General features: G+C 29.1%; 32 protein-coding genes, 1 riboswitch and 1 other annotated feature. Of the genes, 5 read left to right on the top strand and 27 right to left on the bottom strand.

The features are described from left to right. Positions 1-59: 59 nt before the first annotated feature. Complete coding sequence (nadE, locus tag M2214_RS04060) at positions 60-809, bottom strand: NAD(+) synthase (RefSeq protein WP_248483070.1); 750 nt, start codon at positions 807-809, stop codon at positions 60-62. A 129-nt stretch (positions 810-938) separates the two neighbouring features. On the opposite strand from nadE, the gene M2214_RS04055 reads away from it, so the two are divergent. From M2214_RS04055 to M2214_RS04040, 4 genes are all read left to right on the top strand, one after another. Then, complete coding sequence (locus M2214_RS04055) at positions 939-1,286, top strand: sulfite exporter TauE/SafE family protein (RefSeq protein WP_248483068.1); 348 nt, start codon at positions 939-941, stop codon at positions 1,284-1,286. After that, positions 1,286-1,654: a sulfite exporter TauE/SafE family protein gene (locus tag M2214_RS04050; RefSeq protein ID WP_248483066.1), complete on the top strand. Its 369-nt coding sequence runs from the start codon at positions 1,286-1,288 to the stop codon at positions 1,652-1,654. Before M2214_RS04055 ends, M2214_RS04050 begins: the two co-directional genes overlap by 1 nt. A gap of 107 nt (positions 1,655-1,761) precedes the next feature. Beyond that, positions 1,762-3,438, top strand: coding sequence for a 2-oxoacid:acceptor oxidoreductase subunit alpha (locus tag M2214_RS04045; RefSeq protein ID WP_256466701.1), 1,677 nt, complete (start codon positions 1,762-1,764; stop codon positions 3,436-3,438). Then, the gene (locus M2214_RS04040; RefSeq protein ID WP_248483064.1) at positions 3,439-4,311 is read left to right on the top strand and encodes a 2-oxoacid:ferredoxin oxidoreductase subunit beta; all 873 of its coding nucleotides are present in this window, start codon (positions 3,439-3,441) and stop codon (positions 4,309-4,311) included. It begins immediately after the preceding gene. A gap of 30 nt (positions 4,312-4,341) precedes the next feature. Here M2214_RS04040 and M2214_RS04035 read toward each other — a convergent pair whose 3' ends face one another. From M2214_RS04035 to M2214_RS03980, 12 genes are all read right to left on the bottom strand, one after another. After that, entirely contained in the window at positions 4,342-4,731 is a 390-nt protein-coding gene (locus M2214_RS04035; protein WP_248483062.1) for a CoA-binding protein, read from the bottom strand. 40 nt (positions 4,732-4,771) lie between these two features. Further along, a complete protein-coding gene (locus M2214_RS04030; protein WP_248483060.1) occupies positions 4,772-5,419 on the bottom strand; it encodes a YigZ family protein in 648 nt (215 codons plus the stop codon). A 105-nt stretch (positions 5,420-5,524) separates the two neighbouring features. Beyond that, positions 5,525-6,238 (bottom strand): YwaF family protein, encoded by a 714-nt coding sequence (locus tag M2214_RS04025; protein WP_248483058.1) that lies wholly within the window; start codon positions 6,236-6,238, stop codon positions 5,525-5,527. A 363-nt stretch (positions 6,239-6,601) separates the two neighbouring features. Further along, a complete protein-coding gene (locus M2214_RS04020) occupies positions 6,602-8,347 on the bottom strand; it encodes a Na+/H+ antiporter NhaC family protein (protein WP_248483056.1) in 1,746 nt (581 codons plus the stop codon). A 145-nt stretch (positions 8,348-8,492) separates the two neighbouring features. Further along, a riboswitch (Lysine riboswitch) is annotated at positions 8,493-8,671 on the bottom strand. A gap of 67 nt (positions 8,672-8,738) precedes the next feature. Beyond that, positions 8,739-9,527 carry a sugar phosphate isomerase/epimerase family protein gene (locus M2214_RS04015; protein ID WP_248483054.1) on the bottom strand — a complete coding sequence of 263 codons (789 nt, stop codon included), beginning with the start codon at positions 9,525-9,527 and terminating at the stop codon, positions 8,739-8,741. 11 nt (positions 9,528-9,538) lie between these two features. Continuing rightward, the gene (gene serA, locus M2214_RS04010) at positions 9,539-11,125 is read right to left on the bottom strand and encodes a phosphoglycerate dehydrogenase (RefSeq protein WP_248483053.1); all 1,587 of its coding nucleotides are present in this window, start codon (positions 11,123-11,125) and stop codon (positions 9,539-9,541) included. A gap of 50 nt (positions 11,126-11,175) precedes the next feature. Then, positions 11,176-12,255 carry a pyridoxal-phosphate-dependent aminotransferase family protein gene (locus M2214_RS04005; RefSeq protein ID WP_248483051.1) on the bottom strand — a complete coding sequence of 360 codons (1,080 nt, stop codon included), beginning with the start codon at positions 12,253-12,255 and terminating at the stop codon, positions 11,176-11,178. Positions 12,256-12,314: 59 nt separating this feature from the next. After that, positions 12,315-12,515 (bottom strand) — a binding site (T-box leader). Between the two features lie 210 nt (positions 12,516-12,725). Beyond that, a complete protein-coding gene (locus M2214_RS04000; protein ID WP_248483049.1) occupies positions 12,726-12,914 on the bottom strand; it encodes a hypothetical protein in 189 nt (62 codons plus the stop codon). Positions 12,915-12,984: 70 nt separating this feature from the next. Continuing rightward, positions 12,985-13,407 (bottom strand): NUDIX hydrolase, encoded by a 423-nt coding sequence (locus M2214_RS03995; RefSeq protein ID WP_248483047.1) that lies wholly within the window; start codon positions 13,405-13,407, stop codon positions 12,985-12,987. A 259-nt stretch (positions 13,408-13,666) separates the two neighbouring features. Next, positions 13,667-14,323, bottom strand: a complete 657-nt coding sequence (locus M2214_RS03990; protein WP_248483045.1) for a HEAT repeat domain-containing protein — start codon at positions 14,321-14,323, stop codon at positions 13,667-13,669. A gap of 16 nt (positions 14,324-14,339) precedes the next feature. Then, the gene (gene hflX / locus M2214_RS03985) at positions 14,340-15,620 is read right to left on the bottom strand and encodes a GTPase HflX (protein ID WP_248483043.1); all 1,281 of its coding nucleotides are present in this window, start codon (positions 15,618-15,620) and stop codon (positions 14,340-14,342) included. Positions 15,621-15,806: 186 nt separating this feature from the next. Beyond that, positions 15,807-16,289, bottom strand: a complete 483-nt coding sequence (locus tag M2214_RS03980) for a hypothetical protein (protein ID WP_248483041.1) — start codon at positions 16,287-16,289, stop codon at positions 15,807-15,809. 297 nt (positions 16,290-16,586) lie between these two features. Between M2214_RS03980 and M2214_RS03975 the strand changes: the two genes are divergently transcribed. Next, positions 16,587-16,847 (top strand): cysteine-rich small domain-containing protein, encoded by a 261-nt coding sequence (locus M2214_RS03975; protein ID WP_248483039.1) that lies wholly within the window; start codon positions 16,587-16,589, stop codon positions 16,845-16,847. 108 nt (positions 16,848-16,955) lie between these two features. Here the strand turns inward: M2214_RS03975 and M2214_RS03970 are convergent, their stop codons facing one another. From M2214_RS03970 to M2214_RS03905, 14 genes are all read right to left on the bottom strand, one after another. Next, the gene (locus tag M2214_RS03970) at positions 16,956-17,099 is read right to left on the bottom strand and encodes a FeoB-associated Cys-rich membrane protein (protein WP_248483037.1); all 144 of its coding nucleotides are present in this window, start codon (positions 17,097-17,099) and stop codon (positions 16,956-16,958) included. Between the two features lie 81 nt (positions 17,100-17,180). Continuing rightward, positions 17,181-17,462, bottom strand: a complete 282-nt coding sequence (locus M2214_RS03965; protein WP_248483035.1) for a DUF2325 domain-containing protein — start codon at positions 17,460-17,462, stop codon at positions 17,181-17,183. Between the two features lie 109 nt (positions 17,463-17,571). Next, positions 17,572-18,474 (bottom strand): chemotaxis protein, encoded by a 903-nt coding sequence (locus M2214_RS03960; protein ID WP_248483033.1) that lies wholly within the window; start codon positions 18,472-18,474, stop codon positions 17,572-17,574. Between the two features lie 117 nt (positions 18,475-18,591). Beyond that, entirely contained in the window at positions 18,592-20,511 is a 1,920-nt protein-coding gene (locus M2214_RS03955; protein ID WP_248483031.1) for a complex I subunit 5 family protein, read from the bottom strand. 12 nt (positions 20,512-20,523) lie between these two features. After that, positions 20,524-21,978, bottom strand: coding sequence for a complex I subunit 5 family protein (locus M2214_RS03950; protein WP_248483029.1), 1,455 nt, complete (start codon positions 21,976-21,978; stop codon positions 20,524-20,526). Between the two features lie 15 nt (positions 21,979-21,993). Beyond that, a complete protein-coding gene (locus tag M2214_RS03945) occupies positions 21,994-23,442 on the bottom strand; it encodes a complex I subunit 5 family protein (RefSeq protein ID WP_248483027.1) in 1,449 nt (482 codons plus the stop codon). Between the two features lie 29 nt (positions 23,443-23,471). Further along, the gene (locus M2214_RS03940; protein WP_248483025.1) at positions 23,472-23,834 is read right to left on the bottom strand and encodes a sodium:proton antiporter; all 363 of its coding nucleotides are present in this window, start codon (positions 23,832-23,834) and stop codon (positions 23,472-23,474) included. Between the two features lies 1 nt (position 23,835). Further along, a complete protein-coding gene (locus M2214_RS03935) occupies positions 23,836-24,255 on the bottom strand; it encodes an MnhB domain-containing protein (protein ID WP_248483023.1) in 420 nt (139 codons plus the stop codon). Next, positions 24,248-24,532 carry a hydrogen gas-evolving membrane-bound hydrogenase subunit E gene (mbhE, locus tag M2214_RS03930; protein WP_248483021.1) on the bottom strand — a complete coding sequence of 95 codons (285 nt, stop codon included), beginning with the start codon at positions 24,530-24,532 and terminating at the stop codon, positions 24,248-24,250. Before mbhE ends, M2214_RS03935 begins: the two co-directional genes overlap by 8 nt. After that, positions 24,529-24,768, bottom strand: coding sequence for a hydrogenase subunit MbhD domain-containing protein (locus M2214_RS03925; protein WP_248483019.1), 240 nt, complete (start codon positions 24,766-24,768; stop codon positions 24,529-24,531). The genes mbhE and M2214_RS03925 overlap by 4 nt, the downstream gene beginning before the upstream one ends. A 21-nt stretch (positions 24,769-24,789) precedes the next feature. After that, on the bottom strand, positions 24,790-25,068 hold the full coding sequence (mnhG, locus tag M2214_RS03920; RefSeq protein WP_248483017.1) for a monovalent cation/H(+) antiporter subunit G: 279 nt from the start codon (positions 25,066-25,068) through the stop codon (positions 24,790-24,792). A 10-nt stretch (positions 25,069-25,078) separates the two neighbouring features. After that, positions 25,079-25,330 carry a monovalent cation/H+ antiporter complex subunit F gene (locus tag M2214_RS03915; protein ID WP_248483015.1) on the bottom strand — a complete coding sequence of 84 codons (252 nt, stop codon included), beginning with the start codon at positions 25,328-25,330 and terminating at the stop codon, positions 25,079-25,081. Positions 25,331-25,335: 5 nt separating this feature from the next. After that, the gene (locus M2214_RS03910; protein ID WP_248483013.1) at positions 25,336-25,653 is read right to left on the bottom strand and encodes a Na+/H+ antiporter subunit E; all 318 of its coding nucleotides are present in this window, start codon (positions 25,651-25,653) and stop codon (positions 25,336-25,338) included. A gap of 12 nt (positions 25,654-25,665) precedes the next feature. Continuing rightward, on the bottom strand, positions 25,666-25,812 hold the full coding sequence (locus M2214_RS03905) for a hypothetical protein (protein WP_248483011.1): 147 nt from the start codon (positions 25,810-25,812) through the stop codon (positions 25,666-25,668). Between the last annotated feature and the right edge of the window lie 168 nt (positions 25,813-25,980).

Raw genomic sequence — 25,980 nt, 5'->3', positions numbered from 1 at the left:
CTTAAATATCAACATTAAACATTGTAATTTTAACACATAATTTCATTTTAGTAAACGGATTAGAATACAGGAGGCTTTGGAGGCATAACTCTTTTATGCTCTGATCTCTTATGTAATCTATCTATTATCTCTTTATCTTTTTGAGGAACTTCTTCCCCCTTAACTACCTTGTCTATCATATCATAAGTTGTTCCCATTTCATTCTCATCAGTTTGTCCTTCCCAAAGACCTGCAGATGGAGCTCTATTTAAAACAGAATCTGGAACACCTAAAACCTCTGACCATTCATAAACTTCTCTCTTTGTTAAGTTAGATATTGGAAGTATATCTACCCCTCCATCTCCGTATTTAGTGAAGTATCCTGTATGTACTTCAGCCGCATTATCAGTTCCAACTACCATGTAGTTTAAGTTATTAGCAGCTGTGTAAAGAGTACTCATTCTTACTCTAGCTCTTAAATTAGCATCCGCTATTCTAGTGTTGCCTTCATTATATATACCCTTATCTTCCATGTTATTGACTACTATATCGAATAATTTTGATTGAACCTCAGTTAAATCTAAATCTAAATACTTTATATTACAAGCTTCAACAACCTTTAAAGCATCCTCTCTATCCTTAGGGCTGCTCTTTATAGGCATTATTACTCCTAATGAATTATCAGGAAATGCCTTTTTAATCAAACACGCAACAAGAGCCGAGTCTATTCCTCCAGAAATTCCTACTACTAATCCTTTAGTACCAGATGTTTTCACTTGTTCTCTTAACCATTCTACGGTTTTTTCTATTTTTTGTTCTATAGTCAACATTTCATAACCCCTCTCTTTATTATATATATCTTTATTATAAGTCAAATTTATTAATTTATTTTACACAAATTTAATTATATCATAAATATATTTTCTAGTTTATGCTAAAAATAGTACTGGTGATAAAATATGAATATAAAGACTATATTAATAGGTTCCATAACAGGATTTATAAATGGTGTATTTGGTTCTGGTGGTGGAAGTATATTAGTTCCTGCCCTTAACAATATACTAAACATAGAGGAGCATAAATCTCACGCAACTGCTCTTAGTATAATAATATTTTTTACACTTACCAGTTCATTTATATACATAAGAAATGGAATATTTAATTTAAACATTACCTACAAGGTTGCTATAGGAGCTACGGTTGGAGGAATTATCGGAGCTAAACTTTTAAATAAGTTTTCTGGTCCAAAGCTTAGATTGATATTTGGATTTTTTATGGTAATAGCTTCATTAAGGATGGTGTTTTAATGCTTATATTAATAGGGCTTTTAGCTGGTATTATAGGTGGTATGGGGATAGGTGGAGGAACAATTCTTATACCTTCTTTATTGTTCTTAACGTCTATAGATCAGAAGATGGCTCAAAGCGTTAACTTATTGGCATCTATCCCAATGACTATATTTGCACTCATTTTCCATATAAAGAATAAGAATGTAGAATATAAAGTTATACTACCTATAGTCTCACTTGGAATAATAGGAGCTTTACTAGGCTCCAAAATATCTTCCAATTTAAACTCCGATTTTTTAAGAAGAATGTTCGGAGTATTCTTATTTATAATGGGAGTTTATGAAATAAAAAAAGGTTTAAATAAAAAAGATACTACTCCAAAGTAGTATCTTTTTTATTTTATATTTTTTCAATATGTTTAAAGAAATGTATACAGGGTACATATTAATTGAAAATAATTTTCATTATCACACAGCAAAAAGGAGGGTTTATTTTGTTAGACTTTAATATATTAATCGGAGGTTCTGCGGGACAAGGAATGGATACACTTTCTAAAAATATAGAGAAAACCCTTTTAAAAACAGGATACCATATTTTCTCTAATAAAGATTATGAATCTCGAGTTCGTGGAGGACATAATTTTACTCAAATTAGGTTTTCTGATAAAAAGATATATTCTCATTCTAGCAAATTAGATATTATAATAGCTTTAAATAAAGAAACTATAGAAATTCATAAAGATAGATTATCAGAGAATGGATTTATTATTTGTGATGAAGATATAATTGCAAGGGATAAAAATATTATATCTATAGATATGAAGAGAATAGCTAAAGATTTAAAGAACATGCTTGCTTTAAATACTATATCATTTGGTATTTTAATTAAGCTTTTAGGATTAGATTTAGATTTAGCTAAAACAGTTTTAAAATCTAATTTAAAAGATAGCATATTAGATTCTAATATAAATGCTTTAATAGCAGGGTATGATTCTTGTAAAAACACATTAGATATTGAAAAAACTGCTAAAAAATCTTATATGCTTATAAATGCTAATCAGTCTATTGGTCTTGGAGCTCTAGCAGGTGGAGTTAAATTCTATGGTGCTTATCCAATGACTCCATCTACAGGTATAATGACTTATCTAGCTTCTAAGCAAAATGATTCAGATATAGTTGTTGAACAAGCCGAAGATGAAATAGCTGCTATAAACATGGTTCTTGGTGCATCTTATGCTGGAGCTAGATCAATGACAGGAACATCAGGTGGAGGGCTTTCTCTTATGACTGAAACAATAGGACTATCAGGTATTGCAGAAATTCCTATTGTTATAGTCAATGTTCAAAGACCAGGTCCTGCAACAGGACTTCCGACTAGAACAGAGCAAAGTGATTTAAGCTTTGTACTTACTGCATCACATGGCGAAATCCCTAGAATGGTAATAAGCGTAAGGAATGCTGAGGATGCTTTTTATCAAACTGTAAGAGCTTTAAATCTAGCTGATGAACTTCAAATACCAGTGATAATTCTAAGTGATCAATATTTAGCAGATGCTAACCAGTCATTTGAACCTTTTGATTTATCAAAAGTTACTATTGATACCCATATGTATAGTATAAATAGTCCAAATGAAGATTATAAAAGGTATAAATTAAATGAAACAGGTATTTCTCCAAGAATAATTCCTGGAAAACACTTTGGTAATACCGTATTAATAGATAGTGATGAGCACGATGAGACTGGTCATATTATAGAAGATGCTAAGACAAGAATAGATATGATGACTAAACGTATGAATAAAATCAATATTTTAAAAGAAAAAGTTCTTGAGCCAAATTATTACGGAGTAGAAAATCCTGATATTTTATTAATAGGTTGGGGATCTACTGATGGTTCAATAAGAGAGTCTGTAGATACTTTAAATAAAGAAAATAAAAATGTTGGGGCATTAGTATTTGGAGATATATACCCCCTTCCTACAAAGCTTTTAAATAAGTATTATAAACAAGCTAAAACTCTAGTAAATATTGAACAAAACTATACAGGTCAATTAGCTAAGCTTATAAGACAAGAAACGGAAATTTCAATGGATAAAAGTTTATTAAAATTCGATGGAAGACAAATAAATAAAGATGATATAGTAGATTTTTTTAAGAAAGAGGTGTTTTAAGTGAGTAATAATTTATCTAGTGTTAAAAAATTTGATTCAGTTGAAACAGCTTGGTGCCCAGGCTGTGGTAATCACGGCATATTAACCGCTCTAAAACAGGCTCTTTGGGAACTAAATTTGGAGCCTCATGAAGTTTTGATAACTTCAGGAATAGGCCAAGCAGCTAAGACTCCTCAATATATAAATGTAAATGGATTTAATGGTCTACATGGTAGATCTTTACCTCCTGCTCTTGGTGCCAAAATAGCTAATAAAAATTTGAAAGTTATTGTAAATTCAGGTGATGGAGATACATTTGGTGAAGGCGGTAATCACGTTCTTCATAATATGAGAAGAAATATAGATATAGCTCATTTTGTCCATGATAATCAGATATATGGATTAACGAAGGGACAAGCATCCCCTACAACAGCTGCTGGGCAAAAGACTTCTACTCAAACAAATGGTGTCATCAATCAACCTTTAAACCCTATAGCATTTGCTATTATATCTGGTGCTACCTTTGTAGCTAGAACTTTTGCAGGAGATAAGGATCATCTTGTTCCTATTTTAAAAAAAGCCATAGAACATAAAGGTTATGCTATTGTAGATATAATGCAACCTTGCGTTATATTTAATAAAGTAAATACTTATCAATGGTATAAAGAGAATCTATACCACCTTCCGAAAACTCATGATAAGACAAATAAAATAGAAGCTTTAACTAAAGCTTTAGAGTATGAAGACGGTAAAGGTGTCCCAATGGGAATATTTTATGAGGTTCAAAAGCCTACTTTTATAGATCAAATTCCAAAGCTAAGAGATGGTGATGCACTTGTTGATATAGATGTCAACCCAATGTCTGCTCAAAAGTTTATAAATGAATTTATGTAATAAAAAACCGAGGATATTTCCTCGGTTTTTTTATCCTAATTCTACATATAAGCAATCATAGTAGACTATATTAAGGCCAAGTTCTTTAGCCTTATTTATTGTTTCTTCGTCAAAACTTCCAGGCTGAAACCATACATTTTTTATTCCAAGTTCTGATACATCATCTAGTAGTTTACTTGATATTTTAGGATTAACTACTACACTTACACAGTCAACCTTTTCTGGTACATCTTTTATAGATGTGTATATTTTATATCCTTCTATTTCACTATATTTAGGGTTAACTCCATGTGTTATATATCCCTTATCATTTAATTTTTTAAATATTTTATATCCATATTTACTTTTGTCTTCTGTAACTCCTACGACTGCCCACTTTTTCATTTGGATCATTTCTTTTTTCAATTTTTCTATTGTCATAATATCCCTCCTGTTATAAGGATATATACCCAGCTATAGATTAATCTAAAAGTATTTCTTCATTGTATTTTGATAGGTAGAAATCTTCTTTTTGTTCAACTTCAACATTTGAGCTTGTTATATCTATTATTTTGTTTTTTACTACCTCTACTTCATTTGATTTTGAGTATACTACTATTGTAACCATATCTTCATATAATATTTCTTTTATTATGTATCCTAAATTCATAAGCTCATTTTGAACTTTACCTAAAAGAGTATAATCCATTTTAAATCTTATATCAGTGTATAAAATTTTATCTATTATTTTTGCTGCACTAAGGCCTATCTTAGCTCCTTTTGTATAAGCTCTAACAAGTCCACCTGCTCCTAATTTTATTCCTCCAAAATATCTTGTAACAACTACTGCTACATTTCTCAAATCTTCTTTTTTTATGACTTCAAGGCTAGGTATTCCAGCTGTTCCAGATGGTTCTCCATCATCACTATATCTTTGAATATCCATGTTCATCCCTATAGTATATGCCCATACATTATGAGTTGCATCCTTGTGTTTTTTCTTTATTTCATTTATAAATTCTAAAGCTTCTTCTTCAGTTTTAACAGGCTTTGCATATCCTATAAATCTAGATTTTTCTATTATAACTTCATCTTGTCCGTATTCATGTATAGTTTTATATTGCTCCATAATAATAATCCTCCTATTTTTTATCCTATTCTAAAATTTTAGCACAAAGTTAAACTTAATTCAGTATAAAAAAGTCTGTTGATCAAATTAATCAACAGACACTTATTAATAACTAGTTGCTTGTTCTTCTTTTTTTATTATTTCGCTTTTCTTATCTCTTATGTAAAATGGTATGTACCATAATGAAAATATACCTACTGCTATAATAGCAAGTATAGGCACATAATATGGATAAGGGGGTAAGTAATCAAGTGGGCTTTTGCTAATAGGTTTACTTCTTAAATATGAATAATTAGCTCCTATAGCGTAATTTACTATTTCAACCCCTGCAAAGTAGACTATTGTCCAGTTTATAGTTTTTTTGAGTGATGATAATTTTGGTTCGAATTTGTAAAAATACATCATGAACAATACAGATATTAGCATTCCGCCATGGCCCATAAAAAACTGTACAAACATGACATGTGGAAATTCAAACCCAGGATCAGGAGTTATCAAAGCGACAACACTACCCGACATTCCCCAAAAGTAAGCCACCTCAAAAAAACCATAGCTCTCTTTTAAAATCATTACAATACATAAAATAGTCGTTACTCTACATATGTATAAAGGTAGAGATTCTTGCCAAGTAAAATTTCCAGAAGTTATGTACCAAGAATACATAAAAAACTGCTGAATAATAAGCATTATACCTATACCAAGCCCTACTTTTCTTCTATTTTTTTGTATATAATCTCTCATTAAAAACATACCTAAAATAATAGCACCTATTATTATCAAAGTCGTTATATGGCTCTTTGAATAAAGATTAAAACTCATTGAGTCATATGTATTGCTCCAAAATGCATCCATCTTTATTTTTTCTCTCCTTTTTTGTCTATATCTTACAATTTCATGTAACAACCTGTATATTATAACACATCTATATACAATAAAAAACGATCATAATTTCCTATTTTTAACATAACCTCAAACCTATAACGGTATTTTTTCTATAATAACAATTGTGTAGATAATATTTAACTTTATAATAGAATACTTACTCCTAAAACTATATATGAAAATATCGTTGTATTCACGGTATTTTCATATATAGTTTTGATTACCCACAAAATAAAAAAAGTAGCTACCTGAATTTCATTAGCACGAAATCCAGATAACTACTTTTATATTAATATTTTACTATAAATCGGCTACATCCTTTAAAGATACACTTTCTGCATCCTCTACAGGAGTTCCCACAAAATACACAGTTCCAATTATAGCTAAAACAGCTATTGGAAGAGTTATATATACAGGTACTCCAAATCCTGCTGGTAAATATCCAAATAGTATAGATATAGTACCTACAGTTACAGCATATACAATTTGAGTATTAACATGATCTATATGATTGCATCCTGCTCCCATTGAAGATAGTATAGTTGTATCTGAAATAGGTGAACAGTGATCTCCAAAAGTTGCTCCAGTTAAAACAGCTCCAGCGCTCATTATAATGTATGAAGACTCTGGCGATATAGCATGTGCTAAAGGTATAGTAAGTGGCATAAGTATACCCATTGTTCCATAAGATGTACCTGTCGCAAAAGATATAACAGCTGCAAGTGCAAATATCATAGATGGCAGTAAGAATTTAGGTATAGCACCAGATAATACTGATACTAAAAACTTAGCAGTTCCAAGCTCTTTTATAACACTACTTAAAGACCATGCAAGTAATAATATAACACCTGTTATAACTAGTGAATTCATTCCCTTTACCCACGTATCAATAGCTTCTGATACCTTGAATATTTTTTGACTAGTACCCATTATAATAGCTACTATACTTGCAAACAATGCACCCTGGAATAATACTATACTTGCATCAGATGCTCCAAAAGTTTCTCTAACAGCTGCAAATGAAACAGGTGAATTCTTTAATAATTCTATTAAAACAGTATCTTCTCCACCCATTATAGTATTGTATCCATTGTAGTAAAAACCAAGTAAAGATGCAAATATTAAAACTCCTATAGGAACTATAGCATTCCATACACTAAGCTTAATTCCTTCTTTAGGTTGAATCTCTTTACTTTCCTCTTCAAACTTAGCATCCATCTCATCACCTAAAACTTTTCCACTAGTTCTAGCTCTTCTCTCACACTTAAGCATCGGTCCAAATTCTCTTAAGAATATAGCAGTACAAACTATAAATATAAGAATTAATATATTGTAAAATCTATAAGGAATAGTAGATATAAATACAGAATAAGCATTTACCTGTTGACCTATACTTGCATAAGCATCCTTTATTAAACTTATTTCATAACCAATCCAAGTAGATATAATAGCAATACCAGCTATCGGAGCTGCAGTTGCATCTATTATAAATGATAATTTTTCTCTTGATATCTTCATTCTATCTGTTACAGGTCTCATTATAGGGCCTACTATAAGTGCATTTGCATAATCATCAAAAAATACTATAAGTCCTAAAATCCAAGTAAATAATTGAGCACTTCTAGGAGATTTAGCTCTTTTAGCAAGGCTCTCAGCTATAGCTTTAGCTCCTCCCATTCTAGTTATAAGTGCAATAAGTCCTCCTATAGTTAAACATTGAAGAATAATACCTGCATCCCAAGGGTCTGCTAAAGATGATAAAACCTTGTCTATTATAGATAAAAATCCATTAAATAATGCCATAAAAACATTAGAACCACTTAAACTAACCAAAAACGTTCCTGAAAATACTCCTAAAAACAAAGATAACACAACATTTTTAGTTACAAATGCTAAAACTATAGCAACTAAAGGTGGTAATAAAGTTAATAACCCAAACTTATCCGCATTAACTTGAGCTGGGTCTAGCTCTTCTGCAAATCCAAAGTTCATGCATAATGCAAACAACATAAAAGTTAAAATTAAAATAAATCCTCTTTTTCTCATTTTTACTCCTCCTAAAATTTAGATTACAAGCGAAATTTTTTGGAGAAGAGTCCATCAAAACAAAAAAACCTTGAGTCTTCACTCAAGGTTAAATAAGCATGTTTAAATTAATACCCTACAAATAGGGCTAATTGCCTACTTTCATTTGAATGATAGCTCCCCACAAATAAGTATTTGTGACAGTGTTGCATATATTATACGCAACCCCAACCCTACAACCTTAAAGCATCAGTTGTAAAGCTTCGGCATTATTTCCTTTCGTGCTTCTTCATAGTGCTTAACTCCAAAGCAGTACTATTAAACAATGCAACCTCTATCTTTTTTTTCGTTCACTTGTTATTTCATAATGATACAATACACTCTTAGTTTAGTCAACAACAAAATTTTAATTTTATATGAACTTTCTCAAATTTTCTAATGATTCTAAAGCTTTTTCTCTAGGTCTTACCTCTAATATATAAACCTTATCTTCAGCTCCTATATCCTCTATATACTTTGAAAAATCAAGCTTCCCATCTCCTACAACTTGATGATCACTTATATCATTTACATCATGGACATGAACAGTTTTAATTTTATCTATATTATTTTTGAAAAATTTTATTTCATCATACTTTTCAAAATAAGAATGACCTATATCCCATGTTAAAAATACATTTTTTTCATATATAATATCATCTAAAATTTCTTGGTACAATTTCTGAGTAAATTTTCCAGAATTTTCAACACAAAGTCTAATCTTGTCTTCACAATAATCACTCAAATCTATAAGAGAACTTTTCAAAATACTTTTATATTCTTCATGATATATATCATCTAAATAACATTTTTTATCTGTCAATGTAAAATAAGGAGTTGATCCTATGTGTATAGTTATTCTACTTGCATCTATATTTTTTCCAAACCCTATAATTTCTTTCAATCTATCAATACCAGCACGCCTAACCTTTTCATGAAGATTTAAAAGAGATATATCCTCAGGTGCGTGCATAGTAATCTCTATATTGTTTTCTTTCTTATATTTTTTTATATTTTCTATATCCTTTTCATCATAATTTTCAGGAAAAAAACACTTCATATTCATATTTATCTCAACTGCATTAAATCCATTTATTTTAGCAAATTCCATGCAATCAAGTATATTTTTTTCTCCAACTGATGCTGCATATCCTATTTTCATAAAACCGCCTCCTATAACTTTATACCTTTAGCCCACAATACATTTTTTGAATTTGATATACCTTCAATAGATTCTTTTGATACTCCTTCATCTACATTTAGTATCATTAAAGCTTTTTGCCCTCTTGTATTTCTACCAACTTGCATAGTTGCAACATTCACATTGTTCTTTCCAAGAACCATTCCTATATCCCCTATTACACCTGGAACATCCCAGTTTTGTATAAACAGCATATGTCTAGTAGGATTTACATCAACTTCATATCCATGAATTTCAACAAGCTTTCCTTCCTTTTTTGAAGATAAACTTCCAAGGAGAGTAAATTCACCATTCTTATTTTTTATTTTTACAGACATTGAATCCACATAGTTTTTATAGTTATCTTTTTTCTTTTCTTCATTTACAATTATTCCTCTATTTTTAGCACATAAATGAGCATTTATATAATTTACATTTTCCTTCATTACAGGCTCTAAAAGACCTTTTATAAATGCTATTGTAACCATTTGAACATCCTGAGAAGCTATATTTCCATGATATTGAATATCTACAAGTTCAATTGGCTCATTGTGAATTTGGTAATATATCTTGCCTAGTTTTTCTGCAAGTTCTATATAGGGCTTAATTAGTTTAAGCTCTTCCCTATGAATAGTTGGAAGATTAACTGCATTAGTTACAATATCACCATTTAATCCATTTATAATCTGATTAGCAATTGTTTTTCCAACATTCTCTTGTGCTTCTATAGTTCCAGCACCTATATGAGGTGTAACTACTATATTTGGATGATCAAATAATTTACTATTAACACAAGGCTCTATATTGTGAACATCAAGAGCAGCACTTGCTATTTTTCCATCCTCTATTCCCTTTAATAATGCATTCTCATTTACAATTCCACCTCTAGCTGCATTTACCAATCTAACTCCTATTTTCATACACTCTATTTCGTTTTCATCTATCATATTTATAGTTTCTTCTGTTTTAGGAGTATGAACAGTAATAAAGTCTGACTCTTGCAATAAATCTTTTAATTCATCCTTTTTAGTAGCTTTAAACTTTTCAAATCTTTCATCCATTATATACGGATCATAAGCTATTATATTCATGCCAAAAGCCTTCATTCTAGTTGCAACCAAAGATCCTATCTTTCCAAGCCCTATTATTCCAAGAGTCTTTCCATAAAGCTCTACACCCTTAAAAGAATTTCTTCCCCAATTACCTAGCTTAGTATCTTCATTAGCTTGAGGTATATTTCTTGATTGAGAAAGTAATAACCCTATAGTAAGCTCACAAGCAGACATAGTATTACTTTGAGGAGTATTTGCTACAATTATACCTCTTTTAGTAGCTGTTTCTATATCTATATTATCTATTCCATTTCCAGCTCTTCCTACTATTTTAAGATTTGTACCTTTATCCAACAATTCTTTGTCAACCATAGTATTACTTCTAACTATAATCCCATTATATTCATTTATTATATTCAATAATTCCTCTCTAGAAATACCTGCTTTTATATCTACATCTACTGTTTTTTGCAATATCTTTATTCCCTCTTTATCTATCATTTCTGTAATTATAACCTTGTTTTTCACTATAATCCCCTCCAATTTTGTACTTAGTATTCAGTATACATATTTTTTAGTTAAAATTTTTTTATAGCTTCTTCTAACGCATGTAAGGTTTTCTCTATCATTTCTTCATCAACGCACCCCATATGCCCTATTCTTATAATTTCATTTTTTAATTTTCCTTGACCTGCCGCTATTACTATATTAAATTCTTCCTCCATTATTGTTTTTATATCAACAGCTTTATTTTTCATTTTTATAGAAGTCACTGTATTAGATTGATATTTTTCATCTACAAAAAATTCTAATCCCATATTTTTAACACCTTCTCTAAACATACAAGCTAATCTTTCATGTCTCTTACAAACATTATCAATACCTTCTTTTTGTATCATCTTTAACGCCTCATTTGTTCCAACTATGAGCGATACAGCTGGAGTATAAGGTGTTTGAGGTAATTCTTTATCCATTCGATCTTTAGCTTTTTTAAAATCAAAGTAGTACTTCGGTATGTTAGATTTTTGATTGTATTTCCAGCCTTTTTTGCTAACTGCTATAAAACTTAGTCCAGGTGGCGACATCAAAGCCTTTTGAGATCCGCTTACTAATACATCTATATTCCAATCGTCCATCTTCGTTTCAATAGCTCCTAAAGAGCTAACAGCGTCTACTATGTAGAGCTGTTTTTTATTCTTCATGAACTCTCCTATTTTCTTTATATCGTTATTAGCTCCGGTTGACGTTTCATTATGAGTAATTATAAGTGCTTTGTGTTCGTCAGTTAATCTAGATTTTATATCTTTAATTTCAACTCCCTTTCCCCAAGGGACATCTAGTTTGTCAACTTCTATATCATATATCCTCGCTATATCTGCAAATCGATCTCCAAACACTCCTATTGAAACTATTAACACCTTGTCTTTTTTAGAAAGCATATTCACAATGCTTGCTTCTAATCCACCTGTTCCTGATGATGGAAATGTAAGTACTGTGTTATCTGTTTGAAACACATATTTGAGTCTTTCATTAAATTCTTTAAATATATTAGCAAACTCATCAGTCCTATGATGAATCATATTCTGGGCCATCTTATTCAAAACTCTTTTAGGAACATTTGTAGGTCCTGGTGTCATTAAAATTTTATCTATATTCATTTCACATCTCCCCTAAAATCTTTATTATATAAAATAAAAAATCCCCATCCTTGACGTTAGTCAAGGACGGAGATATTATCCACGTGGTACCACCTTGTTTTACTGTATATACAGTCTTTAATCTTTAACGGAAATCCCGGCATAAGTTTTTACCCCTATGCAGTTCCAGGTCGGATTCAATAACTCTTATTATGGATTCACACCAACCATCCACTCTCTGAAAATAGAAATTATTTACTACTACCTTTCTAAACTTTTAAAATATTATTTTGTAATGGCTTTTTTTATTTGAAATTGATTATATTACCTAAACAGAATTTCGTCAACACTTAAAATTTTTTTATATGTATTATTTTATTTAACACTAATTATTATTTTCATATATATATACTTAATTATATTATTTTGTTTTAATCTATTCAAATAATAAAAAAAGCCTTATTAAAAAATAAGACTTTTTAGTATATATTTTATTGCATATTGCTTCTAATCTGATCAATTAAATCTAGTGTGCACTTATTATTTTCATAGTGATTACACTTAGAACAATTTTCTTCATTTTGTCCAGTAGATGATGTAAACTGGTTTCCTCCCATAGGACTATATTGACTACATCTAGACGCTACTGCTTTTAATTCACTCATATTTAAATTTTCCATGCTTGTAAGCCTCCTTAAATTTTAGTCATATATAGTTTAACCTAAAATTTAAGCTTTAATTCTACTTAACTTACATTTCTCTTTTCAAATTTTTGTATTTTTTAAAAGATAAATTAACAATAGATTTATCTTGACTATAAGTTATCAATTCTAAGGCATCTTTTATTTTATAAAATCCACCATCTACAAATCCCAATTCTTTGTTTATATTACATGTTGCTTCATTTGATTCCATAACATACCATACTATTTCGTTACACACTGGAGTTTTTCTGCTTATTGAATAGAATTCATAATTAGTTTGACCTGCAGTTGATAATATTTTAGTATCTACTCCACATTCATTTTTAACCCTATCTATAGCTACTTTACTTGGAACATTATCCCCTTTAATTATTCCTTTTGGTAATACCCACTCATTTTTTTCATTTTTTAATAACAATACTTTATTTCCATAAAAAACTATTCCTCCTGCACAATTTCTAAAAAGCATTTTAAACTCCCCCTTATATTATATTTGGATAAAGCAAAACTTAATTCAGATGTATTTTTACTACAACTGAGTTTTTAGTTAAGCTAATCGAGAAGCTATTAAGTTCTTATCTCCAGCCCTAAAAGAGGATGAAGTTTTAGAACTTTTAGCTTTCGGATAAATTATAATTAAGATTATAAGATCAAGAGACCTTACCTTTCTGGGTTTTTGTTTGTATTATTAATATATGTTTTTAAAATAGTGCTTATGAGGATAATAGTCAATTTTTATTTTTAATATTTTCAAGAATATCTATGGCTTCTAAAAAAGCTCTTTTCACATATTCTTTTTCATTAGGATTATTTATCAAATTCTTTAACTTTTTTAAAGTAATTTCATTTCCTATTTTACACAAGGACTTAGCCGAATATTGTCTAACTTGTGGCTTTGCATCTATGAGCCCCTTATGCAAGTAATCTATACTTTTATCTGATCCTATTTTCCCCATAGCAGAATAAGACATTCTTCTCACTCCTCCATGAGGATGTTTAGAGCATGTATGGATTATATCTAATAATCTACAATCTTTTAGTTCTCCACATATCCAAAGAAGTATTATCAAATCATCTACATTTTTTTCTACCAGAATCCTTTTATACAATAACTTTTTTACATTGTTCAATTCATTTTCATTTAGTGAGTTTATAATATCCGTTCTTGAATCCTTATCTTCTTCAAGTAATATATCTATAATTGTCTTATTTTTGTGCTTAGTTTGATTCAAAAGTTGTTTGTATTTTATTATATCTCTATTTACATCATCAATTTTCATATTTCTTATTTTGCTTATCTGATTTATATTTTTGCCTTCTTGATATAGCAAGTATGTGATTTTAAAGTCTTCTAAGCTATCTATATTTTCCCAACTCAACACCACTTTTATCCTCCATATCTTACTTTATCTCATATTCTTTGTACTTTCCATAATCTATATCATCAAGTGTTACAGCGACAAATATTCCGTCTTCTTTATATTCAAAATCATCAACACTGTTCTTATTTTTAATAGAGTTAAATACCTCTCCCTTGTTATATGGAATTAGCAAAGATACATCATGAAGATTACCCATTATTTTTTCTTTTATTTTTTCTAAAAGCTTATCCATGTTATAACCAGTTTTGCACGATATAAATAGTACATCCTCATCTTTTTTTGCATCTACATCATATCCAAGTTTATCAACCTTATTAAATACAGTTATAACAGGCTTATCAAGTGCTTTTAACTCTTTTAAAACATCAAGAGTAGTATTCATTTGAATGTCATAACTATCATTTGATGCATCTACAACATGAATTATCAGATCTGCATATCTAACTTCTTCAAGTGTAGCTTTGAATGCATCGACTAAATCATGAGGCAGCTTGCTTACAAATCCAACTGTATCTACTACTAAAAACTCTTTTTTATTAGAAAGTGCTGCTCTTCTTAAAGTTACGTCAAGAGTTGCAAATAACATGTCCTTTGAAAAAACTTCCTTTTCCATTTCATAATCTTTATGAGTTTTCATAATTTCATTTGTAAGAGTTGATTTTCCTGCATTAGTGTATCCTACTAAAGCAACTATTGGTATACTATTTTTAAGTCTTTGAGATCTTTGTGTTTCTCTATTTTTCTTTACTTCCTTAAGCTCTTTTTTAATATCAGATATTTTGTTTAATATATGTCTTTTATCAACTTCAATCTTTTGTTCTCCAGGTCCTCTAGTTCCAATACCTGCACCTGTTTTTGACATTTCTTTGCCGAACCCTGAAAGTCTAGGAAGTCTATATTTCAGCTGAGCAAGCTCTACCTGAAGCTTTCCTTCTTTTGATAATGCTCTTTGAGCAAATATATCAAGTATAAGAGTAGTTCTATCTATAACCTTTACATTTAATAATTCCTCTAAATTCCGCATTTGTGCTCCTGAAAGTTCATCATTAAATATAACTACATTAACATCTAAGCTTTCACAATAATTCTTTATTTCTTCCAGCTTTCCCTTTCCTATATATAAAGCAACATCTCTAGATTCCTTGTTTTGAATTATCTTTTCTATAACCTCAGCACCCGCGGCCTTAGCTAATTCTTCTAATTCATCCATAGAATCGTAAATATCTATATCATCTTCTTTTTTAAATACATTAGTTATATTAAGTCCAACTAGTAGTGCTTTTTCATTCTTTTTATCCATAAAATCACCTCTTTAAAATTTTTCATATTATTTATTATACCATTTGTTGTTATTTTTAATTATAAAAAAGTCTTCCTTTGTAGATTTTAAACGTAGAATTTTTACTTCACATCCATATATATCCTTCATTTAAATTATACAAGAACATTAGTTTGGTGTAAATAAAAGACAAGACTAAATATGTATCTAGCCTTGCCTTTTAGCAAATTCTTCTAAATGTTTAAGATATTCTTCTTTTTCCCTTATAATATTCGATAAAAATCTATATGTATTAGTTTTTACATCTTCTTCTTTTACAACTAATCTTCCTTGTATATCTATAAACAATGCATATATTTGCTTTTCCAAATTCACAGAAAACTTCATAAGACTTTTCGTATCTGAAATTTTTGGATTCATCAATCTCTTTTTAAATTGATTAACCAGAAATAAAATTTTATCATATATCAAAAAATCAATTTCTTCTAATACATTTTCATTTTGTGCTATATATTTTTTTATCCTATTATAACAATCAATATTTTTATCTAAACCTTTGACTAAAGTATTTACAATTATATTCATTCCTTTGTTTTTGGAATTATCTTTTGCAATTTGCCTGTATATTTCTTTTCTTCTTTCTGCCATATCTATTGCTTTATCTATTAGGTCTATAGTATTATATGCCAATTGATACCTCCCTTTTCTGATACATTAGTGAATTAAAAGAGTTAAATGATATCAGAGTTATACTTATTAATTATATCCAATATAATTAATTCTTAACCACATGACCTTAGACCTATATTTTAGCAAGTTCTCACAGACCACACTATCAATAAAATACTAAAATTCAATATTTTAACTATATTTCACAATAAGAAAATTTATTTTTATAATAAAAATAAATGAAGGATTATATGTCATTTTAATATTGTATAAAATTATTGTATAATTAGTATATAAATAGAAGGGGGGGATATAAGTATGAGTGAAAATTATAAGTTTTTTCAAAATAATAAGTGTGAATACTTTCCATGTCATAAGGTAGGGGATTCAAAAGATTTTAATTGTCTATTTTGTTTTTGTCCTTTATATATGTTGAAAGATAAATGTGGTGGGAATTTTAAATACAAAAATGATATTAAAGATTGCTCTGACTGCACTATACCTCATAGTAAAGGTGGATATGACCATATAATGTCTAAAATGAAAGAAGTAATTAATATAGGAAGTAAAAAAACATAAGGTTAGTTATTAAGTCAAAAAATAACTCCTTAAAGTATTTTACAGATATTTTTTCTGTTTCTACTCTAAGGGGTTATTTTAATATATAAAATTATGTAGTTATTAAAGTTAATCATCCTTTCTAGAGCTACAGGTTCTAGATGTACATCCGCTACAACCTACGCATTCTCCTTTAGCTTCTTTTTTTAAAGTTCTAACTAATGCATATATACCATAACCTATTACCAAACCACCTATAATAAATGTCGCCATATTATCATCTCCTGGATTTCATATTGATTATCATTTCTTACTCAAAGTATATGTTAACTGATAATTTGTGCCATCAAAAAACTAACACGTAATTTCTTTCATAGTATTTTTAAAAGATGTCTTACTACTATTGTGACAGACAACTACTGGTATATTTCTTTTTTTAGCTTCCTTAGATACAGTACTAGCAACTTTGTGAGATATAGTATCCGTAAATATAACTATTCCGTCACTCTTTCCTATAGATTTTGTCATATCATTTCTGCCATATGTATATACCTTAGCTTTTACTCCATATCTTTTTGCTTCATCTATATAAATTCTCTCCATTCTATCGTGTCCACCATATATTACTATACTCATTTTAATCGCTCCTTATTTTTGTTATTAATAATCATTCTCACTTAATATTCTAAATCATTTTGTTTTTCTTGTCAATAAAAAAATACGATATCGTTTGATATCGTATTTTTTATTTATCTACTGTAAATTTATCTATTAATTTAACAAGGTTTCCAACCTCAGGCTTACTCATTTGAGCATCAGCTCCTACAGACTCACCCTTATGCATTAAATCATCCGTTATAAGAGATGAGAATATTATTACCGGAAGATTCTTCAGTACCTTATGCTCTTTTATCTTTCTAGTTAATGTATGCCCATCCATCTGTGGCATTTCAATATCTGTTATTAAAATTTGGACATCATCTATAAAATTTTCTCCCTTTTCGTCAGATATTGAGCTCAAGTAATTATATGCCTGCTCTCCATCATCAAAGAATCTTAAATTCTTAAACCCAGCTTTTACAAGAGTATCATTAAGTACCTTTCTTATAAGCGGAGAATCATCAGCCAATATCATTTTTACATGGCTTCTATCTTTAACCTCAATATCATTAATTCTTTTTTCACTTATTCCCGAAGCTGGACTTATATCCATAACTATCTTTTCAAAATCCAACAGCATAAGTATTTTATTATTGAATATTATATTTCCAATAACTAAAGATGTTTCATTTACATTTTCAGTTTTCTTAATTTGATTCCATCCTATTCTGTGAATTCCTAATATGTTGTCAACACAAAACGCTACCTTAATATTGTTAAATTCACATAATATTACTTTACATTTTTTAATATCTGTATTTTCTTTTTCTATTACATACTTCATATCTATTAATGTTACAACATCACCTCTAACTAAAGTAAGACCTGCCACTGCCGGATGGCTATTAGGTATCTTAGTCAGATAATCTACTTCAAGTATTTCTTTTACCTTTATAACATTTATAGCATAATGTTCTTTATTTATTGTAAACTCTAATATTTCAACTTCACCAGTGCCTGACTCTAGTAATATTCCTTTATCTTGCATAAATTCATCCCCTTCATTTTTCGACTACACCCTTTATCTTTCGACACTTTTGTCAGTTTTCCCTTTTTTATTCTATCGTTTTGTTATATACCCTTAATTTTATTAATAAAACCAATTCTAAAGACCTATTAATATAATAGTTATTATAACTAGTACAAATCCTATTATGAATACCGAATAAGTTATGCTATTTAAATGACTACCTATTTCTTTTGGTATATCAGATAGCTTATAACCAGTTTTATTAGCACATTTTATATTACTCATTTCTACATCAGCAATCTCTTTGATTCTTTTATCTGTGCTTTTGACAAGGCTTACAACAAATGTATCTATTGCAGAAAATCCTATAGATAATACTCTGTATACTAATTTGCAAACGGGTCTATAAAAATCATTTTCTAAATTAAACCATATAAGAGATGGATTTTTATATACCTTAGATTCTCTTTCTTTAACTAACAAATACTTTCTTATAAATAACACGTATACACCTACTCCTAGTAGTATAGTAATTATAGATGACCTTATGTTATCTATAGAATAAAATTTCATATCAAAATAACCACTCAAATGAATATTAAAAAACATGTAATCTTTATTCATAATATTTATTAAGAACGAAGGGTTTATAGCTATATAGATTATACTTATACTTAGTATAATCATCGGAATTAATGCTCTCTTTTTTATTTTGGCTTTATACTGACCTTTGAACTCATCGTTTTTTACAACAAATATAGATACAAATATTTTCAGTAGATATGCCACTGTAAAACTGCTGCACATTGTAAATAAAATTTCTAAAATTATAACTTCTTTCCCGTGAAAACTCTCTGATAAAGCATGATGTAACATAGTCTTACTAATAAAACCATTAAACCCTGGCATTCCTATAACACCAAGCATACCTATTAAAAACAGTACTTTTAATAAATTCTTATGCTTTCCAAAGCCATATATCTTATTTATACTAAGTTCATCTAATATCATATATATTGTACCTGCAACCATAAAAAGAAGAACTTTAAATAGTCCATGATTCACAATATGATACATACTTCCATATATAGCTATCTCTTTGTGCTCTCCTAGTAAGCCAATAAGTGCAACTCCCATTAATATATATCCAAGTTGACTCATACTACTATATGCTAATATCCTCTTTATATTCCTTTGGAACATTGCTAAAAATCCGCCTACGAACATACTCATAAACGATAGTATAAGTAAAATCTCACAAAACAGTTTATCATTTCCCATTATACATATTGAGACAATCATTATTCCATAAACACCAGCTTTTGCAAGTATTCCAGAAAGTACTGCTGTTGCAGGTGTAGGAGCTGCGGGATAAACTTTTGGAAGCCATACATGAAGCGGAAACATACAAGCCTTAACGGCAAAACCTATCATAAGAGAAAAACCTATTGTGTATTTCATACCTCCAATAGAATCTATTACAGATGATATTTCAGATATATTTAATGTATTTGTATAATCGAATAATAATAATATTCCCATTAATGTTATCATTCCACTGGCTATTGACATTCCTAAATAAATTTTTCCAGCTTCATGAGAATAAACGTCATCATCATGTATAACTAGCATATAAGATGTAAACGCCATCATTTCAAAGAATGTAAATAAATTAAGTATATTTTCAGATATAAATATACCTACTGTACTTGAAAGTGTAAGCATAAAAAATGCATAATACCTATTTCTATGATTATGCTTTATAAGATATTGCGTAGAATATATAGTAGTTAAAAACCATATAAAACACGTTAAAAATACGAATATATACCTCATCATATCCATTTTCAAATAAAGCCCAATTCCCATTACGTGAGGTATGAATATCTCTATAGGTTGTTTTGAAACACTAGGATACATCATTATTACCAAAAAAATCTCCATACCTGTTACAATATCTATAACTAAATTCCTAAGTCTTTCATTTTTTCTTCCAACTATATATCCTACCAAAGAGCCTATTAACGGAAGTATAATCATTATAATTAAATACATATCTAACCTCCTTTATATTAACTCTACAACTATTTTATGAACAAAATTCACCACAATATTAGGAAATATTCCCAATAATACTACAAGAGCTGTTATAGATATTATAGGGAACAGCATTCTTATTCCAGGGTCATTATTTTTTATTTGTGTATTATCATTTTTTTCAAAGAATGCAGTAACTATAATAGGTAGTAAATATATACTAGTCAAAAATGCGCTAAGCAAGAGTATTATAGGAAACATTATCTTATTTGCATTCAGTCCCCCAAGTGCCAAATACCATTTGCTTACAAATCCATTAGTAGGAGGTATTCCGATCAAAGAAATACAAGCTATTGAAAAACACCACATAGTTATAGGCATTTCCTTACCTATCCCCTTCATATCAGATATATTCTTAATGTGTTTTTTAGTATATATAGCTCCAGCACAAAAGAATAACACAATTTTAATAAGAGCATGGTTGACTAAATGCAAAATACCACCAATTAGCGCATTTTCATTTAACATTAAAACCCCTAAAATTATATATCCCAACTGACTTATAGTAGAATAAGCAAGCCTCTTCTTTAAATTATCATGATGTATTGCTAGAAACGATCCCATTAATATAGTTATTACCACAAATATACTTGAGTATATATGAGCATTAACACTTCTCATTACCTCTGCTCCGAATATAAAATAAGAAACCCTAACTATAGAAAAAATTCCCGATTTAACGACTGCTACTGCATGAAGTAAGGAACTTACAGGTGTTGGTGCTACCATAGCAGCGGGAAGCCAAGAATGAAATGGAACAACAGCAGCCTTAACTCCAAAACCTAAAAACATAAGTATATATACAACAAGAATCATATTTTCATTTCCATAAACACTACCACTAAGTATTCCTCCAGCAGTAAAGCTCAAATCAGGATTTATGTTATATAAAAGTATCATACCTAAAAGAACAAAAGTAGCACCACCAAAAGAATATATTAAATACTTCTTACCACTTTTAAAAGCATCCTTACTTTCAGCGTGAATAACTAAAGGGAAGGTAGCTAAAGTCAGCATTTCATAAAATACATATAGAGTAATTAAATTAGCAGAAAATGCAATTCCTATAGTTACTCCAAGTGTAAGTATAAAAAAAGTGAAAAATCTCTTTTCATTTTTTTCATGTTCCATATACTCCATAGAGTAAAAAGTAGTGAATATCCACAAAGTAGACGCAAGTAACGAAAATAGCACACCGATTTTATCAATTTTTAAGCATATATTTATAAACTCATTTATTTTTAAAATCTCCAACTTCATATCAATATCCAAATGCATAGTATACATAGTCAAAATAAAATTAAATATAATACAACATGCTATATATATGTTTCTACTTTTTTTATTATTAAACTTAAGTATATTTAGAAGTATAGCTAAAACAAACGGCATAATTATTGGAAAAAGTATAAATAGACTTTTCATTTAAATTCACCTTTCTTAAATCATTTGCTCACACGCTATAAGCAAAATTTTTATAATATAATTAGAAAAAATGCCGGTACAAACCATCATACCCATAAGTATAATAATAGGAATAATCTCTTTTATAGGTTTTTCCTTAGACATATACATTTTTCCGTTTAAATTTTCCTCTCCAAAGTATCCATTTATAACTATAGGAAAATAATAAGCTCCATTTAAAAGTGAGCTTGCAAGTATAATGGTTAATAAGTATAATCTCCCTGATTGTATACTAGCAAGAGCAAAGTTCCACTTACTTAAAAATCCAGGAAGTATTGGTATTCCTACCATTGATAAACTACCCAATGTAAATAAGGCTAATGTTATCGGCATTTCTCTTCCTATGCCTTTTAAATCCGAAACCTTCTTTCCTGTTTTTTCTATCATAGATCCTACACTTAAAAATAAAGCTGACTTAGTAAACGCATGACCAATTATATGAAAAATTGAAATTGCAAGGCCAAGTTTATTTCCAAGACCTATTCCAAAGAATATATAACCCATTTGAGCAACACTAGAATAAGCAATTACTCTCTTTAAATCTTTTTGGAATATTGCAAATACAGAACCCATTATCATTCCTATACTTCCTAATATTAATATCAAATCAAGAACAGGTATATTTAAAATTATATTAGTTCCAAAAATTCTATATATAATCTTTATAAAAAGTAAAACAAAGGCTTTAACTACAAGTGAAGAAAGCATTGCACTTGAAGGTGTCGGTGCTGATGAGTGTGCATCGGGAAGCCATACATGAAGAGGAAACATCGCTCCCTTAACTCCAAGCCCTATTGTAAATAATCCAATTGAAAGCAATGTAACTTTTTCATAATCCATATAGTTTTTAACAAGTTCTCTATTCATAAAATTCATATTTAAATTTCCAGTAATAGAATATAGAAAAGCAATTCCCATAAGTACAAGTCCTGACCCCAAACTACTTAATACAACATACTTTATAGTTGCTTTTACATTTTCTTTTTTATCTTTAATAACTATAATTCCGCAAGAAGCGAGCGTACTTACCTCAATAAATACAAAAGCATTAAATATATCATTTGTAAAAACTATACCTAAAAGAGAAGCTATTAATATATTTATAAGAACATAATAAAGACAAACCTTTTTTTCTTTAATATCTTTTTCTATACTATACAGTGAATACCAAATAATACAAAAGGAAACTACAGTAAATAAAACAGCCATCATAGATTCCAAAATTCCTATACTAAATTCAATTCCCCAAGGAGCATCGAAATGGCCCATCCTGTATTTAAAATCACCATGAACTTGTACATAGTAAAAAGTAAAAATAGATAATACCAAACATACAAAATTAGTTGTTAGACTTATAATTTTTATATTTCTATTATTCTTTATAAGGGGCATAGTAAATGAACTTATAAATAATATTAAAATCATAATTAACGGAAAACACTTTATAACCACACCTATCCCTCCTTCATATCCAAAATTTCTCTTAAATCTATAGTTTTGTATTTTTCATGAAGTTTTATTGTGAGAGCGAGCATAAATGCAGTCATACTAACCGAAACTACTATACCTGTAAGCATAAGAGATGTAGGAACTGGGTTTATATACCCATCAACTCCTTTGAATTGATCAATAACTATCGGTGCATCCTTTCCATATATAAATCCTCGGGCTATAAAAAATAAAAATATAGCTGTATCCATTATATTAAGGCCGATTATCTTTTTTATCATATTATTATTAAGTAATAATGTCATAAAACCAATTCCAAATAAAATAATAGAACCTACCTCTATATAATTATTCATTAAATTTTGCATACTATATTTCTCCTTCACTAAACAAGCTATATAAAAAATACATCGTAATAGCAACTATACAACCCACAAAAATATTAAGAGGAAGTAAGTAACCAGCCGAAAATATTCTACCAGGTGTACCAATTGGAAGACTTGGAAGATGTAGATGTAATCCTCCTCCTATAAAACTATATCCTTTTAACAAACCATATCCTATCAAAGAAAAAGACATATATTTCATTAATTTATTATAAGAAAACTTATCTTTGGCTTCATCAGCTCCATTTACAATCCTATAAAGAATAAAGCTGGCACCTATTATAGTTCCTCCTGCAAATCCTCCACCAGGAGATATATGACCATTTACAATAACATATATTCCAAATACTTGTATAAAAGGTATTATAAATTTTGAAACAACACTTAGTATTTTGCTATTCACACTCATCACCTTCTTTTCTCAAAAGCAGCAAAACAACAATTCCTCCTGTAAATAAAACAGTAGCTTCTACGAAAGTATCAAACGCTCTATAATCTAATATAATTCCAGTTATTATGTTAAGTGCACCCGTTTCTTTTACAGTATCTTCTAAGTAAGTCTTAGATACATAATTATGTGCCGGAACGTCCCCTTTACCAAATTCAGGCAATTCGCTTACTCCCATAAGTATTATCCCTATTAATAAAGTGGTCAAAATAACAGTTATAATTTTTCTCATTTTGAATCCCCCTTTATCCTCTTAAGAGTTAATATAAATAAAAGTGTTGAAATTCCAGCGCCAACAGCAGCTTCAGTTATAGCAAGATCGGGAGCATTTAATTGTTGCCAAAGCATTGCCATAACAAGAGAATAGACCATAAATACAATTATCGCACCTAATAAATCCTCAACGAATGATACTGCTACTGATGCAAATATCAAAAATAAAATCATAATAATACTAAGTAATCCCATATCAATTCACTCCATATATGCTTATTTTCTTCTATTAAACTCCGCCCTTGTTATTAAGTGTGTTGCAGTAGGATTTGTAATCCATAAAAAAGCTACTACTAAAATTAGCTTAAAACTAATAAATGAAAACCCATTGTATATAATTAAAGCAAGTAAACTAAGAACCGCACCCAATGTATCACATTTAGCAGCAGAGTGAGCTCTTGTAAAAACATCATTGAATCTAAACAAACCTATAGTTCCTATACAAAAGAAAAATAGGCCTGAGAATAAAAATATAGTTACTACAACCAATTTCATATTACCCCTCCTATTTATCGATTAAATCAGCTATTCCTATCGATCCTATAAAACTAATAAGTGCATATACAAGTACAACATCAATAAAATAAGTTTCGTTTAATACAAATGATATTAACGATATCAAAACTATAGTTTTAGTACCAATTACATTTACTACAATCAACCTGTCAGCAGCTAACGGGCCCTTGATAGCTCTTATCATACAAAATACTATTGTAATAGATAAAAACAAACTTGAAGCTATAAATATTCTTTCCATAGTATTTAAATCTCCTCTATTTTCAAAAGTATATTTTCAAACTTAGAATCTGAAAGACCATCTGCAAACTGTTTTTTAAGACAGTGTATCGTGTATATATCTTTTTCCATAATCATAGTCATGGTTCCAGGAGTCAATGTAATCGAATTTGCCAATATAACTCTACATAAATCAGATTTTAGTTTAGTTTTAAAGTTTACAACAACTGGATCAACCTCTATTTTACGACTTAAAACTATCACTGCAACATCTATATTTGCTTTCACAACTTCTACTATTAATACAAATAAATATTGAATTATATAAATACATTTTCTAAACAAAAATATCCCACCTTATTTTGTAATAAAATTTTCCTTATTAAATTTGTATACAAATAAACATATAAATATTCCAACTAAAAAATTTTCCATATTTATTGATCCCTGTAATATATCCCAAAATATTAATAACATAGTTATAACTATTAATAGTTTTTTCATAAAAATACCTCCTTTTGATTCTTGAGTTTAAAATTAATTCTTATATTATTCTATTAACATAGCAAGTACTATGCCACTTTTATCTTTTTTTATTTTTTTACTATTGAATACCTTATAATTTCAACGTTCATTATTTTGAAATTTTTTATTTCAAAACAAGATTTCATA

This window comes from Tepidibacter aestuarii (assembly GCF_934924865.1).
Classification (GTDB): domain Bacteria; phylum Bacillota; class Clostridia; order Peptostreptococcales; family Peptostreptococcaceae; genus Tepidibacter_A; species Tepidibacter_A aestuarii.
The sequence above is the reverse complement of the archived record's forward strand: the minus strand, read 5'-3'. Positions and strand labels throughout refer to the sequence as shown.

Excerpts from the sequence above, each read along its gene's own strand:
- M2214_RS04055 (WP_248483068.1), top strand. The coding sequence starts at position 939 with ATGAATATAAAGACTATATTAATAGGTTCCATAACAGGATTTATAAAT.
- M2214_RS03925 (WP_248483019.1), bottom strand. The coding sequence starts at position 24,768 with ATGGGATTACTTAGTATTATTATGATTTTATTTTTGATATTTGCATCA.
- M2214_RS03945 (WP_248483027.1), bottom strand. The coding sequence starts at position 23,442 with ATGATTTTAATATTATTTATAAGTTCATTTACTATGCCCCTTATAAAG.
- M2214_RS04050 (WP_248483066.1), top strand. The coding sequence starts at position 1,286 with ATGCTTATATTAATAGGGCTTTTAGCTGGTATTATAGGTGGTATGGGG.
- mnhG (WP_248483017.1), bottom strand. The coding sequence starts at position 25,068 with ATGAAATTGGTTGTAGTAACTATATTTTTATTCTCAGGCCTATTTTTC.
- M2214_RS04025 (WP_248483058.1), bottom strand. The coding sequence starts at position 6,238 with ATGAGTTTTAATCTTTATTCAAAGAGCCATATAACGACTTTGATAATA.
- M2214_RS04020 (WP_248483056.1), bottom strand. The coding sequence starts at position 8,347 with ATGAGAAAAAGAGGATTTATTTTAATTTTAACTTTTATGTTGTTTGCA.
- M2214_RS04000 (WP_248483049.1), bottom strand. The coding sequence starts at position 12,914 with ATGGAAAATTTAAATATGAGTGAATTAAAAGCAGTAGCGTCTAGATGT.
- mbhE (WP_248483021.1), bottom strand. The coding sequence starts at position 24,532 with ATGAGAAAAATTATAACTGTTATTTTGACCACTTTATTAATAGGGATA.
- hflX (WP_248483043.1), bottom strand. The coding sequence starts at position 15,620 with ATGGATAAAAAGAATGAAAAAGCACTACTAGTTGGACTTAATATAACT.
- M2214_RS03950 (WP_248483029.1), bottom strand. The coding sequence starts at position 21,978 with ATGAAAAGTCTATTTATACTTTTTCCAATAATTATGCCGTTTGTTTTA.
- M2214_RS03975 (WP_248483039.1), top strand. The coding sequence starts at position 16,587 with ATGAGTGAAAATTATAAGTTTTTTCAAAATAATAAGTGTGAATACTTT.
- M2214_RS03955 (WP_248483031.1), bottom strand. The coding sequence starts at position 20,511 with ATGTATTTAATTATAATGATTATACTTCCGTTAATAGGCTCTTTGGTA.
- M2214_RS03960 (WP_248483033.1), bottom strand. The coding sequence starts at position 18,474 with ATGCAAGATAAAGGAATATTACTAGAGTCAGGCACTGGTGAAGTTGAA.
- M2214_RS04015 (WP_248483054.1), bottom strand. The coding sequence starts at position 9,527 with ATGAAAATAGGATATGCAGCATCAGTTGGAGAAAAAAATATACTTGAT.
- M2214_RS03915 (WP_248483015.1), bottom strand. The coding sequence starts at position 25,330 with ATGGAAAGAATATTTATAGCTTCAAGTTTGTTTTTATCTATTACAATA.
- M2214_RS04030 (WP_248483060.1), bottom strand. The coding sequence starts at position 5,419 with ATGGAGCAATATAAAACTATACATGAATACGGACAAGATGAAGTTATA.
- M2214_RS04005 (WP_248483051.1), bottom strand. The coding sequence starts at position 12,255 with ATGAATATAGATAAAATTTTAATGACACCAGGACCTACAAATGTTCCT.
- M2214_RS03970 (WP_248483037.1), bottom strand. The coding sequence starts at position 17,099 with ATGGCGACATTTATTATAGGTGGTTTGGTAATAGGTTATGGTATATAT.
- M2214_RS03965 (WP_248483035.1), bottom strand. The coding sequence starts at position 17,462 with ATGAGTATAGTAATATATGGTGGACACGATAGAATGGAGAGAATTTAT.
- M2214_RS03905 (WP_248483011.1), bottom strand. The coding sequence starts at position 25,812 with ATGAAAAAACTATTAATAGTTATAACTATGTTATTAATATTTTGGGAT.
- M2214_RS03940 (WP_248483025.1), bottom strand. The coding sequence starts at position 23,834 with ATGCAAAATTTAATGAATAATTATATAGAGGTAGGTTCTATTATTTTA.
- nadE (WP_248483070.1), bottom strand. The coding sequence starts at position 809 with ATGTTGACTATAGAACAAAAAATAGAAAAAACCGTAGAATGGTTAAGA.
- M2214_RS03995 (WP_248483047.1), bottom strand. The coding sequence starts at position 13,407 with ATGCTTTTTAGAAATTGTGCAGGAGGAATAGTTTTTTATGGAAATAAA.
- M2214_RS04035 (WP_248483062.1), bottom strand. The coding sequence starts at position 4,731 with ATGACAATAGAAAAATTGAAAAAAGAAATGATCCAAATGAAAAAGTGG.